Annotated in this window: 14 protein-coding genes; 9 read left to right on the top strand and 5 right to left on the bottom strand. The window is 41.7% G+C overall.

Annotated elements, in window-relative coordinates; genetic code table 11:
* Positions 1 to 19: 19 nt before the first annotated feature.
* The 5 genes from pepT to ACQKMH_RS18820 form a co-directional block, all read right to left on the bottom strand.
* Complete coding sequence (gene pepT, locus ACQKMH_RS18840; protein WP_427588959.1) at positions 20 to 1,255, bottom strand: peptidase T; 1,236 nt, start codon at positions 1,253 to 1,255, stop codon at positions 20 to 22.
* Between the two features lie 159 nt (positions 1,256 to 1,414).
* Positions 1,415 to 2,878, bottom strand: a complete 1,464-nt coding sequence (locus ACQKMH_RS18835) for an alpha-amylase (RefSeq protein ID WP_427588958.1) — start codon at positions 2,876 to 2,878, stop codon at positions 1,415 to 1,417.
* 483 nt (positions 2,879 to 3,361) lie between these two features.
* Positions 3,362 to 5,113, bottom strand: coding sequence for a CotH kinase family protein (locus ACQKMH_RS18830; protein ID WP_427588957.1), 1,752 nt, complete (start codon positions 5,111 to 5,113; stop codon positions 3,362 to 3,364).
* 69 nt (positions 5,114 to 5,182) lie between these two features.
* Positions 5,183 to 5,875, bottom strand: coding sequence for a DUF4956 domain-containing protein (locus ACQKMH_RS18825; RefSeq protein WP_427588956.1), 693 nt, complete (start codon positions 5,873 to 5,875; stop codon positions 5,183 to 5,185).
* Between the two features lie 36 nt (positions 5,876 to 5,911).
* A complete protein-coding gene (locus tag ACQKMH_RS18820) occupies positions 5,912 to 6,595 on the bottom strand; it encodes a polyphosphate polymerase domain-containing protein (protein ID WP_427588955.1) in 684 nt (227 codons plus the stop codon).
* A gap of 257 nt (positions 6,596 to 6,852) precedes the next feature.
* On the opposite strand from ACQKMH_RS18820, the gene ACQKMH_RS18815 reads away from it, so the two are divergent.
* From ACQKMH_RS18815 to rbsD, 9 genes are all read left to right on the top strand, one after another.
* Entirely contained in the window at positions 6,853 to 8,205 is a 1,353-nt protein-coding gene (locus ACQKMH_RS18815; protein WP_427588954.1) for an aspartate aminotransferase family protein, read from the top strand.
* 7 nt (positions 8,206 to 8,212) lie between these two features.
* Positions 8,213 to 9,721, top strand: coding sequence for a pyridoxal phosphate-dependent decarboxylase family protein (locus ACQKMH_RS18810; protein WP_427588953.1), 1,509 nt, complete (start codon positions 8,213 to 8,215; stop codon positions 9,719 to 9,721).
* A gap of 2 nt (positions 9,722 to 9,723) precedes the next feature.
* Positions 9,724 to 11,526 (top strand): IucA/IucC family protein, encoded by a 1,803-nt coding sequence (locus ACQKMH_RS18805; RefSeq protein ID WP_427588952.1) that lies wholly within the window; start codon positions 9,724 to 9,726, stop codon positions 11,524 to 11,526.
* Positions 11,516 to 12,100: a GNAT family N-acetyltransferase gene (locus ACQKMH_RS18800; protein WP_427588951.1), complete on the top strand. Its 585-nt coding sequence runs from the start codon at positions 11,516 to 11,518 to the stop codon at positions 12,098 to 12,100. Before ACQKMH_RS18805 ends, ACQKMH_RS18800 begins: the two co-directional genes overlap by 11 nt.
* Positions 12,075 to 13,403 (top strand): lysine N(6)-hydroxylase/L-ornithine N(5)-oxygenase family protein, encoded by a 1,329-nt coding sequence (locus tag ACQKMH_RS18795; protein ID WP_427588950.1) that lies wholly within the window; start codon positions 12,075 to 12,077, stop codon positions 13,401 to 13,403. Before ACQKMH_RS18800 ends, ACQKMH_RS18795 begins: the two co-directional genes overlap by 26 nt.
* A gap of 22 nt (positions 13,404 to 13,425) precedes the next feature.
* Positions 13,426 to 15,237, top strand: a complete 1,812-nt coding sequence (locus ACQKMH_RS18790) for an IucA/IucC family protein (RefSeq protein WP_427588949.1) — start codon at positions 13,426 to 13,428, stop codon at positions 15,235 to 15,237.
* Positions 15,238 to 15,594: 357 nt separating this feature from the next.
* Positions 15,595 to 16,581, top strand: coding sequence for a LacI family DNA-binding transcriptional regulator (locus ACQKMH_RS18785; RefSeq protein WP_427589010.1), 987 nt, complete (start codon positions 15,595 to 15,597; stop codon positions 16,579 to 16,581).
* The gene (gene rbsK, locus ACQKMH_RS18780; RefSeq protein WP_427588948.1) at positions 16,578 to 17,462 is read left to right on the top strand and encodes a ribokinase; all 885 of its coding nucleotides are present in this window, start codon (positions 16,578 to 16,580) and stop codon (positions 17,460 to 17,462) included. Before ACQKMH_RS18785 ends, rbsK begins: the two co-directional genes overlap by 4 nt.
* Entirely contained in the window at positions 17,459 to 17,851 is a 393-nt protein-coding gene (gene rbsD, locus ACQKMH_RS18775) for a D-ribose pyranase (RefSeq protein WP_427588947.1), read from the top strand. Before rbsK ends, rbsD begins: the two co-directional genes overlap by 4 nt.
* Positions 17,852 to 17,862: the final 11 nt, after the last annotated feature.

Below are 17,862 nucleotides of genomic sequence, written 5' to 3'. Positions count from 1 at the left end.
AAAGACATTTCGTTTCAAGTTACTTCACTTTTTCTTCAAAGAGCGAGGTAATGCCCACAATCACCTTGGTGGCCATTAACATATTATCGACGGAAATAAATTCATATTTGCCATGAAAGTTCTCGCCACCCGTAAAGATATTGGGTGTTGGAAGGCCCATATACGATAATTGAGATCCGTCTGTACCTCCGCGTATTGGCGAGATTTTAGGTTTTATTCCGAGTTTATCCATTGCCTCGTAGGCAATGTCGACGATTTCTTTGACTGGTTCAATTTTTTCCTTCATGTTGAAGTATTGGTCTTCCAAATTAAGCTGGACGCGACTTTGACCATATTTTTCTTTTAATTCTTCGGTGACCTTCGTGATATATTCCTTACGATCGTTAAATTTTTGGCGGTCGAAATCCCTGATGATGTAAGAAAGCTTGGTCTCTTCCACATCACCATGGAATGAAAGCAGATGAAAAAATCCCTCATAACCCTCCGTATATTCCGGCGCTTCTGCCACTGGAAGTTTGCTATGAAAGTCCATGGCAATTTTAGCCGAGTTCACCATTTTTCCTTTGGCTGTACCAGGGTGAATATTCGCTCCTTTGAACAGTATCTTGGCCGATGCTGCATTGAAGCTCTCATATTCAAGTTCCCCAAGTGGGCCACCGTCCACGGTATAGGCAAATTGGGCATCAAAAGCTTTTACATCAAACTTATGTGGCCCTCTGCCGATTTCCTCATCGGGGGTAAAGGCCACACGAATTTTTCCATGCTTGATTTCAGGATGTTGGATCAAATAATCCATGGCAGTCATGATTTCGGCAATGCCGGCTTTATTATCCGCGCCTAACAGGGTTGTACCATCCGTCGTGATCAATGTATGCCCTATATAGTCCTTAAGCGAAGGGAAATCATTCGGTGAAAGGATGACATCCAATTTTTCATGTAAAGTAAGATCACCGCCATCATAGTTTTCAACAATCTGCGGTTTTACATCTTTGCCGGTGAAATCCGTTGCTGTATCTATATGAGCCAAAAATCCGATTGTCGGGACATCCTTATCTGAATTGGCTGGCAAGGTTGCCATGACATAGCCATTTTGATCAATTGTCACTTCCTCCATCCCAATGGATTGCAGTTCCTTTACCAATGTATTTGCCAAGGTTAGCTGTCCGGGGGTAGAGGGGCATGAGGGGCTTTCCCCATTCGATTGCGTGTCCACTTTCACATAGGAAGTAAATCGTTTAATGATATCATTTTTCACTTTTCCTTCAGCTCCTTTTTTACCTTATCTTACCATGATTGGTTGGAATGGAAAAATTATCTTTACCGGAAAGCATACTATTGCATCCATGGCGGGGGAAGGATAGCTCAGCAAAGAACAGCATATCCGCAAATGACATGCTGTTCTTTGCTATCTTTTTTAGAGTGGATTATTCAAGGCCCATACGGATACGCTTTTTCCATGAACGGGGAAGGTCGCGAAACCATCTTCTTCAATGGTAATGTGATCATCTCTATGATAAGTTAAATCACTCCAGACTTCGCCAGCCCGATGTTCACCGACGAACATCCTTTTTTCACTGTTGTGATCTCCATTGGAGACAACGACGGCACAACCAGAGCCTTGTAGCTCTTCAATCCCCATACGGACCCAGCCTATCGTATTTTTGTCATCAAAATAATCCTTCTGTTCTCCGTAAGCTTTTTCATACCTTGCATATAAGAGGCGATCTAATATATCCTTTTTCCCTGGTACCGGAGAAGGCCCGCCGATTCCGTAATAATCCCCATAAAAGACACAGGGGTAACCGCAAAGTCTAAGTAAGATTAGTGCATATGCTGATGGTTTAAACCAGTCCTTTACCCAAGATTCCAGTGATTCATGAGGTTGGGAATCATGGTTGTCGACAAAAGTAACGGCCTCCGCCGGATTGGTTTGGACGAGGGTGTCATCAAAGATGGTTGAGAGGTTGAAGTCTGTTCCGGCTTTTGAGGCCTCATGGAATTTATAATGCAGGGAAACATCGAACAAGTTGAGGTCATGATTGGTTTGCTCTAAGTATGTTTGACAAGCTTTAACATCCGCTTTCCAAAATTCGCCCACCATGAAGAAATGTTCCTTTGTATAAGGAATGAGCTCTTTGAGAAAATCATTGATGAATTCATAATCGATATGTTTAACGGCGTCTAAACGAAAACCATCACACTTTAACGTATCAACCATCCATTTCCCCCAGCTAATCATTTCCTGACGAACTTCCGGTAGACTGTAATCGATGTTGGCAAACATTAAATAATCATAATTTCCAAATTCATCGATGACATGCTGATTCCAGTGCTTATTTTCGCCTGTGATTCGATATACTCCCATTTTGTCGTTTTTGGCATCATAGTCTGTACCATTAAAATGAGTATGGTTCCACTTGAAATCAGAGTATTGATTATTACGGCCTGGAAAATCGAATTTTGTCCAGCCTTCCATTTCAAATGGTTCTGAGATATCCTCCATTCGGTTGTCTGGATTGACTTCAATGACTTCAAATTTTTCGGTTCCGTCAGCTCCTGCTTTATGGTTCATGACTAAATCGATATAAACACAAAGTCCGTAGTTATGACAGGTGGCTATTGCTTGCAGCAATTCATCTTTGGTCCCATATTTGGTACGAACTGTTCCTTTTTGGTCAAATTCCCCCAAATCGTAACCGTCATATATTCCATATCCATTATCCCCAACGGATTGCCCTTTGGTAACTGGCGGAAGCCAAACGCAGTCAATGCCTATATCCTTCAACTCTGAGGCTGCATACTTCAATCTGTCCCAATGAGAACCATCTGCCTCAAGATGCCACTCAAAAAATTGCATCATCGTATGATTTCTTTTCATCCGTTCCCCCCCTGACACCGACCCATTTTTAACAAAAGTGAAACTGTACGATCGGATAAAGTAATAATGGAAACCTTTACCCTCTAAAATCAAATGATAAACAAGTGAACAACCCTCTGGATAGAGGTTCATCTACCTCTCTATTTTACTATTTTATACCAAAAAAGGGTATTTTATATTGATTAGCAGCTAAAAATTATTCAAATGTGGAGGAATAACCCGGAAAAAGCATAGGCTACATCAATAAAAAAGGCATCCCGATTAAATTGGGATACCTCAGACTGTAGATAAACTCGATGAAAATCAAGTTTACCCACAGTTTTTTGATGGCTTTTACAATTTGACCGTTGATTTCCCCTCCAGGTACTCGCTTTCCGCGGGCAACTTTGTTATAAAATTTAGATAGAACCTCTTTTGCCTACAAACTAAGGTATCCCGAATATTTTGGGATACCTTTTTTGTTGTATTGGAGGGGATAGTCTATTATCCTTTTTTGCCTCTTCGTTTAAAGAAGTGAGCGAAAGCCATTGCACCAAATAATAAGAATAGGAGCACGGAAGATAGAATGATCGTATCTTTGGAGGAGCCGCTGTTACCTGTCCCCTTTTGGCCCATGTTCCCGTTTATGCCAGGAGGTGCACCATTGCCGTCGCGGTCCATGTCAGGGGGTTGCATGGCAGCATCCCCATTCTCGCCGCCGCCCATGTTTGGTGGTTGCTGGCCGTCATTTGCGTCATCGCCCATATCAGGAGCTCCACCGCCCATACTGCTTTCTGTCTCAGCTTCCACAACCAGGTCACCAGAAAGCTGTGCCAAGATGGATTCAGCTCGTTGGGAAGCGAAGTCGACAAGGGTTTCCTCGCCTGACGTTGCTTCTGTATACTCGTCCATTGTATAAAATTTGGTCGGATCCTTTTTCACATATGGTGTGATTAATGTAGTGATTTCAGTGGTCATTGCTGTCATATTTTCTTCAGAGAAAAAATCTTTGGCAATGTCGTCTAGATAATCATAATATTTTTCACGGTACTCGTCTTTGGAAAGCAGGGCATTCAATAAAGGGCGCTCTTCAAGGGTAGTACCTGAAACCGGTTCGGTAATGCTGAAGTTGATATTACTTTCATTCATGAAATTGGAACTCATATCCATCATCCGGCCACCGTTCTTATTCGGGGCTTCTCCAAGGAGTTCCTTGTCATCCTGCTTAGCAGTATCGTCGTTACTCTTAGCCGTCGCTTCATCTTTTTGGTCAGCTGCCACTTCATTGCCTTCATTATTATTTTCTTGATCGAAGGCACCCGCCTGTCGTCCGCCACCACCGGAATAACCGCCAAATGACATATTATAGTCCCAAGGCAATATGGAAAAGACCCCGTTCTCTTCATATAGGTAGTAATTGTGCTTTTTATCTCCCTGATAGTGATCGAGGTTGACAAGGGCAGTATTGGCTGCGAAGTAGCGTAGCATTTCATCGACATTCAGTACTTCCTCCAAATTCCCCCCATTATTGATGGCATCAAGCATTTTGATCATGGCGGATTGGTCCGAATGATCGTTTGTTTTCAAGTTTATTCCGGTGTAGTCATCAATGTCTTCGCTGATCCACTTTAAATCGCTTCCCGTACCATCCGGATAATAGAGGTCGCCAGTGCCTTCAGTGAAGTTGGTATTTAGGAAGGTTTCTTCTATGGCTTCCACACCTAGATAAAGGCCCCATTCCTTACCGTTGATGGTCACGTACATATAGGAATGTCCTGGAGTCGCTATGCCCATCTTGTCCATTAATTCATAGGAAAGATATTCTCGCATATAGGTGGGATCACTGTAATTATTATTGAGGGCCAACTTTTTCAGGCCGTGTAAATCTTGATCTTCCTGATAATAATCAAAGTCTATCTTCCAGCTGTAACGATCGGAATCTCCCATTTGAACAACGGAATTCAAGGAAAGGTTTCCCTTGGTACGGAATCCTACATTTTTAACCGTCTCCCCATCGATCGTTACATCCGCGTCAACGATTTCCTTTTCAGAGGGGTTATCCAGGATGGAATCTAAATCTTCATCAGCCAATGTTATATTTACGGTTGTCACCTTACTTTGATCAAATACAGATTCTGTATAAGTATTTCCTTTTGTGGCTTTTTCAACTTGAAGATCGGGAAGGAAAAACATCACTGCTATAAAAATTATGATCAGTAATCCAATGGTCGCTACAACATATCTTGTCTTTAACATGCCAAGGCTCCTTCCTCCTGTATTCTTATATAGAGGGGTGGGCATGGATTTTTATGTCCGCCATCTATCTTAAGCTGTAAAATTGCCATCATAACTTAACATGATGGCAGAGTGCACGCTGTTCATGTCCTTGACTTGGTTAATGAATTCCGCATTATTATCTTTTAATCGAATTTCATAGGTCACTTCGAGGTTATTATCCGCCATGATGGATTTCGATTTGACGGAATGCTTTTTCACCTTGTTGGATATCATTTCTTCTAACGGTTTTTCAATGGATGCATCTGAATATTTAACGATTAATAAAAATGGATTTTCAACAGTGATCCGATTCGCAAATATGAGCATGACAATACCTATTAAAATGGCACCGATGATAACCAGTGGAATCAATCCTGCCCCGCATAAAATCCCGGAGGCCGCTGCCCAGAATAGGAAGACCAAGTCCATCGGATCTTTGATCGGCGTCCTGAATCGTACGATGGAGAGTGCACCTACCATACCCAGGGAGATAACGATATTAGTTGATATACCCATGATGATCAAAGCCGTGGCCATTGTCATGATGATGAGGGAAATATTGAAATTGTGTGAGTACATCACACCGGAAAAGGTCTTCTTATAAATGACGTAAATGAACAAACCGATGGCAAATGCCAACAGTAACCCAATTAGGGAGTCAATGATGGAAAAGCTCTCGGTCTTGTCCAAAAAACTTGATTTGAAAATGTCATTAAAAGTGCTAGTGGTCGTTGTATCCATGTGCTATTCCTCCAAATATTATATGTTTAGCTGAAATCAGCCGTATCTTCTGCTTAGTTGATATTTTGAAAAAGCTGTTTTTCTAGTATCGATGATGGATAACAATTGTTTGATGATATCTGGAAGGAATTCATCAAACTTTATTTCCAGGATGACCCAATCTGGGTCTAAAGCATCAACCATGATTAATTCGGGATTCAGGAAGTCCGTATCCCGATAGCTCGTTTTCACGTTGCTGTCAAAAGTGACCCGTACATTTCCATATTCATAGATAAATACCTCCCTTTCATAGTCAACGACGGTTGTCGGCTTGATTTGGAAAAGGGTCATCTGAACGTAAAGATCCCTAAGGATATCCCTTGAATCTTCGGACATCCAATCTATATCTCCTGAACGTATCCGTTCGTATTCTCCAGCAGATAGCCTGCACTTCTGTTTATAGGTAAGGTTATTCCGCTTACTCTTTTTTTCTAGATTGATGAAATCAGTATTATGATCATAAAGTCTGGCTCTGAACTTATCCCTATGATAGAACCCCTCTGTTTTTTGCCGTAGGATTTTATTGTCAAAGTTATCGAAATAGACACTTCGAATTAAATATTTCCCATCCAGCCCATGGGGATCAAGCCTCATGAAGTTTTGCAGATTATTTCTTAATAAGTGACAATCCGCTTTGGTGATTGCATGTTTGAGTTCCCGCCTGCCCTTTAAACCATTCATTGTTGTTCCTCCTTTTCTATGAATTTTTACTGCGTTCAGCTTATAAACAGAATCTTAATAAAACCTTAAGAACATTTTTTTATTCAATAGATAAGTAGAGAATATGCCCCAGTTTTAACCTTTTCTTAATTTTATTGGAAATTAATAGAAGAAAAATGAGTGTATTTACTCATTGAGAATAATTATCATTATCAGTAAAATAAATTCCATGATAATGATAATTATTCTCAATTAATTCAATACATGGAGGGCTCACTATGGTAACGAATATGCTTACAAAAAATGATCAATTACTGGAACAACAAAATACAAGGGAATCAAATGCCCGATCTTATCCTAGACGATTACCCATGGCCATCGATCAAGCGGAGGGGATTTACCTAACAGACATGGATGGAAAACGATATATTGATTTTCTTGCCGGGGCTGGAACATTAGCACTCGGACACAATCATCCGGCTGTGCTTGAAGAAATGGAAAAAGTTCTTAAGGATAAACGGCCTTTACATACATTGGACTTTACGACGCCAATTAAAGAGCAGTTTGTTGATGAAATTTTTGAAAGCCTGCCTGAAGAATTTAGGAAAAATGCCAAAATTCAATTCTGTGGTCCTACTGGCGGAGATGCCATTGAGGCAGCACTTAAATTAGTTAAAACAGCCACTGGCAACAGAAGCATTTTATCGTTCCAAGGAGCTTACCACGGGGCAACCCATGCAACCATGTCAATCAGCGGTAATACAAAACCGAAGGAAAAAATACAAGGGTTAATGCCAGATGTACAATTCCTGCCGTATCCCTATCAATATCGCTGTCCTTTTGGAATAGGCGGAGAAGAAAGTCATAAAATCAGTAGCCAGTATATCGAAAACCTATTGAACGATCCTGAGTCCGGATTATTGGCACCTGCAGGAATGATTTTAGAGGCAGTACAAGGTGAGGGAGGTTCCATTCCCGCTCCTATTCCATGGCTTAAGGAAATCAGAAGAATAACAAAAGAGAAGGGCATTCCGCTAATTATCGACGAAGTTCAATCAGGTATCGGCCGTACAGGGAAAATGTTTGCCTTTGAACACGCAGGAATCATTCCGGATGTTCTTGTACTATCCAAAGCAATAGGCGGAAGTCTCCCATTATCGGTGGTGATTTATAACAAAGAGCTGGATCTATGGTCTCCAGGTGCACATATCGGTACATTCCGTGGAAATCAATTGGCGATGGCGGCAGGAACAGCAACTTTAAAGTTCATGAAAGAGACCAATCTTGTGGAGCATGCCGCTGAAATGGGAGAAATCTTACAGGATATTCTTAAAGATTTGCAAAAAGATATTCAGCAGATCGGGGATGTTCGGGGCCGGGGATTAATGGTCGGTGTAGAAATGATCAATCATGAAGAACCGCAAAATTCGAATGGAAGCTATCCTGCAAATTCAGAACTTGCCAGTGCCATTCAACAGGAATGTTTTCAAAGAGGGTTGATTTTGGAAGTTGGCGGCAGACATGGAAGTGTAGTGAGATTCTTGCCTCCATTGATCGTAACGGAATCCCAGCTTCTCGAAGCCACTGCGATTTTTGAACAAGCTGTTCGTGCAGCTGTTGCAAGAGGGTGAATGATTAATGATTGAAATGATAAATAAAACAGATTTTGCCTATTCACCATTGTTCTTGAATAACGTAGAAGGTTTCAATAACTACAGCCAGTCATTAAAAATCATTGAAAAAAGGCTAATGAACTTTTTAAAAGGGAACAACTCACCATACTCTGGGAAAAAACCGTATGAAATAGAAGCAAGATTAAGCGAGCTGACCCTAAACTCTCCAAAGGGGGAGACAATGGAAGCCGTAGCGGCTGAGCTGGCAGAGTTTGTTATTAATGACAGCATCAATGTGCATAGCCCTGCTTGTATCGGACATTTGCATTGCCCGACGTTAATACCTGCCGTGGCTGCCGAAATGGTTATAGGTACGTTGAATCAATCCATGGATTCATGGGACCAAAGCTCGACGGCCACCTTCGTGGAAGAGCGTTTAATAGATTGGCTGTGCAGACAGGTGGGGTTGCCGGAACAAGCAGATGGGATTTTCACAAGTGGTGGAACCCAATCTAATTATATGGGCCTGCTATTGGCGAGGGACGCTTATTGTAAGCGTGTCTGGGGTGTGGACGTTCAACAGCACGGCTTGCCGGCCGAGGCGAAGAAATTGCGGATCTTATGCTCCGAGGCTGCCCACTTTACGGTTCGTAAATCAGCAGCACAGCTGGGGCTTGGTGAACAGGCCGTCATCACGATTAAAACGGATTCAAATCATCGCTTGTCCATAGATGAATTAAATCATCAGCTGCTGCTTTTAGCGGAACAGGATTTACTTCCATTTGCCATCGTTGCAACGTGTGGAACAACGGATTTTGGATCAATCGATCCATTGCATGAATTGTCCGTAACTGCAAGGAAGAACGGGATATGGCTGCATGTCGACGCCGCATATGGCGGCGCGATGATTTTAAGTAAGGATTACAAAGAGTTAATCAGCGGAATTGAACAGGCCGACTCGATTACGGTTGATTTTCACAAATTATTCTATCAACCCATCAGTTGTGGTGCTTTTCTTGTCTCGGACCGCAACTCATTTCAATATATCCAGCATCATGCCGATTATTTGAATCCACAGGAAGATGAAGCGGAGGGCATGGTTCACTTAGTCAATAAATCGGTTCAAACGACGAGAAGATTCGACGCACTGAAACTCTGGATGTCATTGAAGGTCGTTGGACTGGATACCTTTGCCGAAATGATTGACTATACTTGTCACCTTGCACGTGAAGTGGCTGTGAAGATCGATAAAGAGGAAGGGTTCACAGTATTAAATAAAGACCCTGAATTGAATGCGGTTGTATTCCGTTATAATCCCGAGGGAGAAAGTGATCAGTTAGTAAATTTATTAAATAAACAGATTCAACAAGAATTACTGAAAAGCGGACGGGCCTTTTTAGCGAAAACACGTTTTGAAGGACAGGTTTATTTAAAAATGACACTATTGAATCCAATGACAAGGCTAGAGCACATAGAGGACATTTTAGACGAAATTCGAGTATTAGGTGAAATGTTCAAGATGATGGAGGAATGAAGATGAATGGTAAGCAAATAGCTGAAAGGGCGACAATGCAAAGCTTTCTGAATTGTTATTTCCGGGAAACCGGGAATTGCAGTTTAGAAGAAATGAAAAATTGGCCAAATTTGGAGGGATCCATACAGGATACATTATTGGTCAGTAAGCTCATATCCCAAGATATTGCTTTGCTTGTTCCGCTTGAATATTGGTCTGAAACGGGGCGTCATATTTTCAATTTCCCGATATACTACCAAACGGCATCCAAACAAGTGCATGAATTAGATTACGTGACAATGGTCTCGATTGTTTCCAAAGAATTATTGAATGAGCAGGGCCGAACGGATAGTGAAGATGAATTGATGCTGCGTGTCATCCTAAGCAGCCAAAATATTCAACGATATGTTGAAGCCAGGACAGAAGATATTGATGCACTTCAAAGTCCTGATTTTACCTACATTGAAGCAGAGCAGTCGCTTTTATTCGGGCACCTGTTCCACCCGACACCGAAAAGTAAGCAGGGCATTTCTGAAAAAGATGAATGGATATATTCACCCGAATTAAAAGGGGAGTTTCAGCTGCACTACTTTCTGGCGGAACCTTCGATTGTCATCCAAGATTCTAGTGAAGTCCGATCGGCAAGTGAGATCATTAAACAGGAATTAGCTGGTGACTTGGAAATTTCAAGTGAATTCCGTGCAACGCATTGCCAAAGGGAAAGCCATTATATCATCATCCCAGCACATCCGCTTCAGGCAAAAGTGCTTATCGAAAAAGAAGAGGTCAAGAGGCTAATCGAGCAAGGAACACTAGTTTATGCGGGGCCTCTTGGGAAAAAATTTACGGCAACCTCTTCTTTTAGAACGGTATATAGTGCCACATCGAGATATATGTACAAATTTTCCGTTCCGGTTAAAATCACGAATTCTTTACGTGCAAATCTGCAAAAAGAATTAGATCGTGGTGTGGAAATTGCAAAATTAATAGATTCTAAAGTGGGCGACGAACTAAAAGAACGGCACCCTTCCTTCCGAATTATAAAGGACCCTGCTTATCTAACAATCAAAACGACTGAGCAGGAATCAGGATTCGATGTTGATATTCGGGAAAACCCTTTTTATGAAAATAATAAACAAGCAAGCCTGATTGCCGGTTTATGTCAGGATAATGCCTATGGTGCACCGTCAAGGCTTGGAGCGATCATCCGCAAATTATCAGCTGAAGAAAACCGCAGTACCGAAGAAGTAAGTATGGATTGGTTCAAAACCTATCTGTCAATGACATTAAAACCGATGCTTTGGCTATTTGAAGAGTATGGAATTGTCTTAGAAGCCCATCAGCAGAATTCCATCATCCAACTTCAAGATGGGTATCCATCCACTTTTTATTATCGTGATAATCAAGGGTATTACTATTGTGAGTCCAAAGTGGACAGGCTGCTGAAGATCTTGCCTGAACTAAGTGAAAAAAGCTTCACGATTTGTTCTGATGAAGTCGCTGAAGAAAGATTGCAATATTATTTCTTTTTTAATCACTTATTAGGCTTGATCAATAATTTTGGTACGGAAGGATTAGTATCAGAAAAGAACCTGTTACAGCTCGTTCAGGAACAGCTGGAAACAAGCAGTAGGGAGAGCGAAGATGAAGGGTTGAATCGAGTTGTTTCAAAGTTGCTTCATGCCCGGGAATTATCTTGTAAGGCTAATTTACTGACGCGATTTCATGATTTGGATGAACTTGTTGGCTCACTTGAGACGCAATCCGTTTATACAACGATTGAAAATCCGTTCGCGCAGGGGGTTATGGCCGTCTATGAAAAATAGTTATGAAGAAATGTTGAAGGACCATAATCAACAGCTTTCATTTGTCAAAGTTGAATTTGAGAGGGATATTGATACCCTGCATGGATGGATGCATGAGGAACATGTGATACCCTACTGGAATTTAAATTTCACAAAAGAAAAATTTGCTGTCCATTTGAATAAGGCATTGGCTGATGCACACCAAACACTCTATTTAGGATGCCTGGACTCAATTCCCATGAGCTATTGGGAATCGTATTGGGTAAAAGGCGATATCATTGAAGATTATTATGAATCCGAAGAGGGAGATCAAGGTATTCATTTACTCATTGGTGATCCGGATTATCTAGGAAAAGGACTGGCTTTGCCGTTTTTACGTGCAATGGTGAAATTCCAACTACTAACTTCAACCACAAACAAAGTGATGGCTGAACCGGATATTCGAAATGAAAAAATGATTTACTTATTTGAAAAGTGCGGGTTTACCCCAATTAAAGAAATTGAGCTCCCTGACAAAACTGCATTACTTATGTCATGTACACGAGGGAATTTCGAGAGGAAGTGGAAGTATGGAGAAGCAACAATCTATCTATGACTTGGTAGGAATAGGGATAGGTCCGTTTAACCTTGGGCTTGCGGCCCTTTTGGAGAAAACCCCGGAGTTGAATGCCGTCTTTTTTGAGAAAAAGCAGGAATTTAATTGGCATGAAGGGATGCTGTTGGAAGGGACGACTTTGCAGGTACCGTTCTTTGCTGATCTAGTTAGCATGGCAGATGTGACAAGCCCATATAGTTACCTGAATTATTTACAGCAGCATGATCGGCTCTATCATTTCTACTTCCTTGAAAAATTCTTGATTCCACGAAAAGAATATAACGACTATTGCCGCTGGACTGCCCATCAACTAGATAGCTGCCGTTTTGGAAAAGCGGTGGAGGCGGTTGAATATATAGGGGATCAAGATGAACCCTTCTATCAAATCAGTGTAAGGGATGCACAAACACAAAAGATCGAAGTCTATTATAGTCGTCATGTGGTCATGGGAGTTGGCAGCGCCCCGACTGTTCCGTCGGCCTTTCATCCATATATGGGAGAGAGCATCCTGCATTCGGCCGATTATTTACGGAATAAAGAAAATATCTTAAAGAAAAAATCAGTTACGGTTGTCGGATCTGGACAGAGTGCAGCCGAGGTCTTTCTGGATCTGCTGAATGAGCAGGAGAAATATGGCTTCCAGCTAAACTGGTATACAAGATCCAAGGGATTTTTCCCTATGGAATATTCAAAACTTGGGTTGGAATACTTCACACCGGATTACCTTGATTTCTTTTATCGGCTGCCACAGGAAAAGAAGGATGAAATTCTGCCGAAACAGGATTTATTGTATAAAGGGATCAGCGCTACGACAATTGCAGCCATTTTTGACAAGATGTATGAAAAGTCGATTGGAAATGCCGAACTTTCCATTGAACTTCGGGCAATGACGGAAGTTACGGCGGTAACCCCTACTGAAAATGGCTGGGGAGTGAAATGCCGACAGTGGGTGGAAGATAGCGAATTTGATGTGGACACAGAGGCGATTGTTTTTGGAACGGGCTATAAATCAACCCTTCCGGCATTCCTTGAAACCATGGAAGACCTTTTAGTCCGCGATGACTTGGGACGTCTTGCAATAACGAAAGACTATCGGGTAGGAACGGCCATATCTGCGCCGAATCACCTATTTATTCAAAATGGCGAGATGCATACACATGGCGTGGGTGCTCCGGATCTCGGCTTAGGGGCATTCAGAAATTCCATTATTATCAATCAATTGGCAGGTAAAGAAGTTTATCCATCCGAGCCTAAGGGTGCTTTTCAGTCATTCCGTGTAAAATCACCAGTCATGGCCTACTAAGAGAAGGGAAGGGGAGCATTATATGCAGTTCATAAATGAAGTGGAACAGGCAGTTTCGGAAAAGAATTGGTCGATAGTAAACCAAAACCTGCTGGCTAAGATGATTTCTGAATATATGTATGAAGATATGATCCATCCAGCTGTCTTGAACGAAAATGCAGCAGGAAACCTATATGAGTTAAAGATAAATGAGGGGAAATCTTACCGATTTTTGGCGTCGGCCCGTCTTTTTGACAGCTATGATGTACAGGCTGAGTCGATTCAGGTATGTGAAACGGAAGGTTTAACACAGGCCACTGATGCCATTCAATTCATTTTAGACATCCAACCGTTAATTGGGATGACTGCAGAAACAACAGGACATTTAATCAAGGAATTCCATCATACGCTGCTTGCGGATCTCCAATTGCTATCCAAACCTGAACAGGACGCGGATGATTTAGTCGAACTGGATTATGCGTTACTTGAAGGAGAAATGAGCGGTCACCCTTGGATTGCTTATAACAAAGGACGGATCGGTTTCGGTTTTGATGACTATTTGAAGTTTGCTCCAGAAAATCAGAAAGAAGTTCAGTTATCTTGGATTGCTGTCCATAAAACGAGGGGTGAGTTCAATTCAATTGAAACGCTATCCTATAAGCAATTGATGGAGAATGAACTGGATGGTGAAACCCAAAAATCATTTGCAAAAAGATTGACAGAGAAAGGGCTGAACGCAGAAAACTATTTCTATCTTCCCGTCCATGAATGGCAGTGGAAGAATGTAATCATCCAGAACTTTACCGATGATTTGGCTAAAGGTCTGATTGTAGCTTTGGGAAATGGTCCTGATGAGTATCTGCCGCAGCAGTCCATTCGGACATTCGTTAATGTATCGAATAAGGATAAACATCACGTCAAGCTGCCGATGAGCATTTTAAATACGCTAGTCTACCGTGGATTACCAGCGGAGCGCACAGTCATTGCCCCAAAAATCACAACATACATAAAGAACATTTATGAAAATGATGCATTCTTGAAAGAAGAATGCAAAGTAGTGCTTCCTGGTGAAGTGGCCAGTTTAAACGTAGATCACCCGTATTTTTCCAAGCTAGAGAATGTACCTTACCAATATTTAGAGATGCTTGGTGGAATTTGGAGAGAAAGCATTTACAGTTATATGGAAGAAGACGAAAAGCCGATTACGCTTGCGGCCCTTTTACATGTGGACAGCAAAGGGAAACCGTATGTGGAAAGCCTTATTGAAAAATCCGGATTGACTGCAGAAGCCTGGACGGCACAATTATTCGACGTCATTCTTTCACCATTACTACATTTTATCTATCAATATGGATTGGTCTTCTCGCCGCATGGTCAAAATACCATTTTAGTTTTGAAGGATTACAAGCCACACCGTTTAGCCATCAAGGACTTTGTGGATGATGTAAACGTCAGTGATCAGCCGCTTCCTGAATTAAGCAGCCTTCCTGATGATTTAAGAAAAGTATTGAGAAGTGAAACTCCCGAGGGGCTAGTTCAATTCATTTTCACGGGACTATTCATCTGTCATTTCCGATATTTGTCAACACTTCTGATGAAGAGGTCCCTTTTGGATGAGAATGTTTTTTGGGAAGGTGTCGCTCAAACAATCCTTTCACATCAGAAAAAATTCCCTATGTTACAGGATCGTTTTGATACATTCAATTTCTTTGCGCCAAAATTAACAAAGCTCTGCCTGAATAGAAATCGGATGCTTCAATATGGATATAGCGATGGAGAGGATCGTCCTCATGCATCTGAGTTTGGGTATGTGAATAATGCCCTTTATGAAAAGTTACCGGCAAAAACGCAATAAAGTTAAATTGGCTCAGATCTTTGAGCAGTTTCAGACTGTAGACAAACTCGATAATCATTGAGTACGTCTACAGTTTTTTTTAGGGTTTGTAAAAATCCGAACGTTGATTGGAACGTAGGGTACTCGCTTTCCGCGGGTTACACCAGTTCTAATCAACTTTGAGAAAAAGCCTATATAGGCGTAACGCAAAGAAACGATAGAGTTCGATAAATATTAAATGTACGCGTAAAAAAGCATTGTGTTATCCTCGTTGGTCCAAATTGCCTAAAAATTACTTTGGAATAGGACTTGCCGTTCATATAAATTGGTGATAAGCTATTGTGTAAACGGTTACACAAAATTATTGAGGGTGATATATTGGCAACGATTCGGGATGTTGCAAAGGAAGCGGGAGTTTCTGTCGCAACGGTTTCCAGAGTTATGAATGGCAGCGGTTATGCACATGAGGACACAAAAAAGGCGGTCATGGCAGCCGTTGAAAAACTAAATTATAAACCGAATGAAGTGGCAAGATCCCTCTACAAACGTAAATCCAAATTGGTTGGTTTGATTTTGCCGGACATTACGAACCCCTTCTTCCCGGAAATGGCAAGAGGTGTAGAGGATTATCTGCAGCAATTTGGATATCGGTTAATTTTTGGAAATAGCGATGAAAAGAGAGACAAAGAAATAGAATATATTGACACGTTTCTGCAGAATAATGTAGTGGGCATGATTGCTTCAACTAGTGAAGAGGCCAATGAAAATTTCGATAACCTGGAAATTCCAGTTGTCCTTCTCGACCGTACAGCAGAGAAATTACCAGCTGTTTATTCTGATCAAAAGACAGGCGGTAAGCTGGCAGCTCGTGTATTGATTGATAGAGGCAGTTCAAATATCGTGCTTATTAGGGGTCCAGTCGAAATAAAACCTGTATTTGAACGGTACAAGGCTGCATTGGAGGAATTGACACTAGCAAAAGTGAATGTGCAAGTCATGGATTCTTCCCTTACCCTTCAAGGTGGACAAGCTTGTGTAGAGAAACTGTTCGAGCTTTATCCGGAAACTGATGGAATCATCGCCTGTAATGATATTGTTGCAGCAGCCGCCTTGCAAGAGATTTTGAAAAGGGGTATACGGATACCAGAAGATATACAATTGATCGGCTATGATGATATTGCCTTCACTACGTTATTGCATCCGCCATTATCAACCATACGACAGCCAGCCTATGAGATGGGGGCAAAGGCAGCGGAATTACTAATTAAAAAGATCAATCAGGAAAAAATAGAAGAAACACACAAAAAGCTCCCTGTTTCTTTTGTGGAAAGAGAAACAACGAGAAGGAAGGCGGAAAAGCCATGATTAAAATTGCAGTAGTGGGAAGTTCTTCAATGGACTTAGTGGTGACATCAGCTAAGCGTCCTATAGCAGGGGAAACGGTTCTAGGGGATTCTTTCATAACAGTTCCTGGAGGAAAAGGAGCCAATCAGGCTGTTGCGGCAGCCCGTCTTGGTGCAGAAGTATCGATGATAGGATGCGTAGGAGATGATTTTTATGGGGAAATCATCTTAGAAAACCTGAAAAAAAATCATGTAAATACGAACTATGTGGAACCGGTTACAGGGTCTGCCTCCGGTACCGCCCACATTACCCTTGCAGAAGGGGATAACAGTATTATTGTCGTAAAAGGAGCGAATGATTTCATCACTCCTGAATATGTACAAAAGGCGAAAAAAGTCATTGAGGATGCGGATATCGTCATGGTTCAGCAGGAAATACCTGAAGAAACGGTGGAATACCTGGCTGAATTGTGTAAAAAGCTTCAAAAGAAATTGCTTTTGAACCCAGCTCCAGCCCGTAAGCTAAGTGAGGCAGTCATTCAACAGGCAGCATTCCTTACGCCGAATGAGCATGAATTCGAAATACTGTTCAATGGGAGAGAACAAACGAAGGTCTTGACTGAATATCCAAATAAATTATTCATTACCGAAGGAAAGAATGGCGTCCGTTATTTTGATGGCAATGAAGAAAAGGTTGTTCCTAGCTTTGTCGTGGAAGCAGTGGATACAACAGGCGCAGGAGATACATTCAATGCAGCTTTTGCGGTGGCTGTGGCAGAAGGGAAAAGTTATGACGAATGTTTGTTATTCGCGAACCGGGCTGCCTCCATTTCCGTGACGAAGTTAGGAGCTCAAGGTGGCATGCCGACAAAGGAAGAAGTCGAAAGGGGCCTTGAAGCATGAAACGTCAAGGAATCATCAATAGTTCAATAGCCAAGGTCCTTGTTGACCTTGGTCATACGGACTATATAGTCATAGGTGATGCCGGACTCCCGGTGCCACCAGGAGTTTCTAAGATAGATTTAGCGTTAACGCCTGGAACGCCATCATTTCAAGATGTCGTTCGGGCCATTCACGAAGATATGGTTGTTGAAAAAGTAATTGCCGCAACTGAAGTGAAAGAGAAAAATCCAGAGCAGCATCAATATATGGAGCAGCAATTTAGAGAACCCATTGAATATGTTTCCCATGAGGAATTTAAAAAGCTGACAAGTAAAGCAAAGGCAATAATCCGGACAGGGGAGACAACGCCGTATTCAAATTGCATTTTGCAATCTGGAGTATTCTTTTAAAAAGAGGTGAA

The organism is Peribacillus sp. NPDC097895 (assembly GCF_050277555.1).
Lineage (GTDB): Bacteria > Bacillota > Bacilli > Bacillales > DSM-1321 > Peribacillus.
Note: the sequence above shows the minus strand (reverse complement) of the source record. Positions and strands in the feature narration are given on the sequence as shown.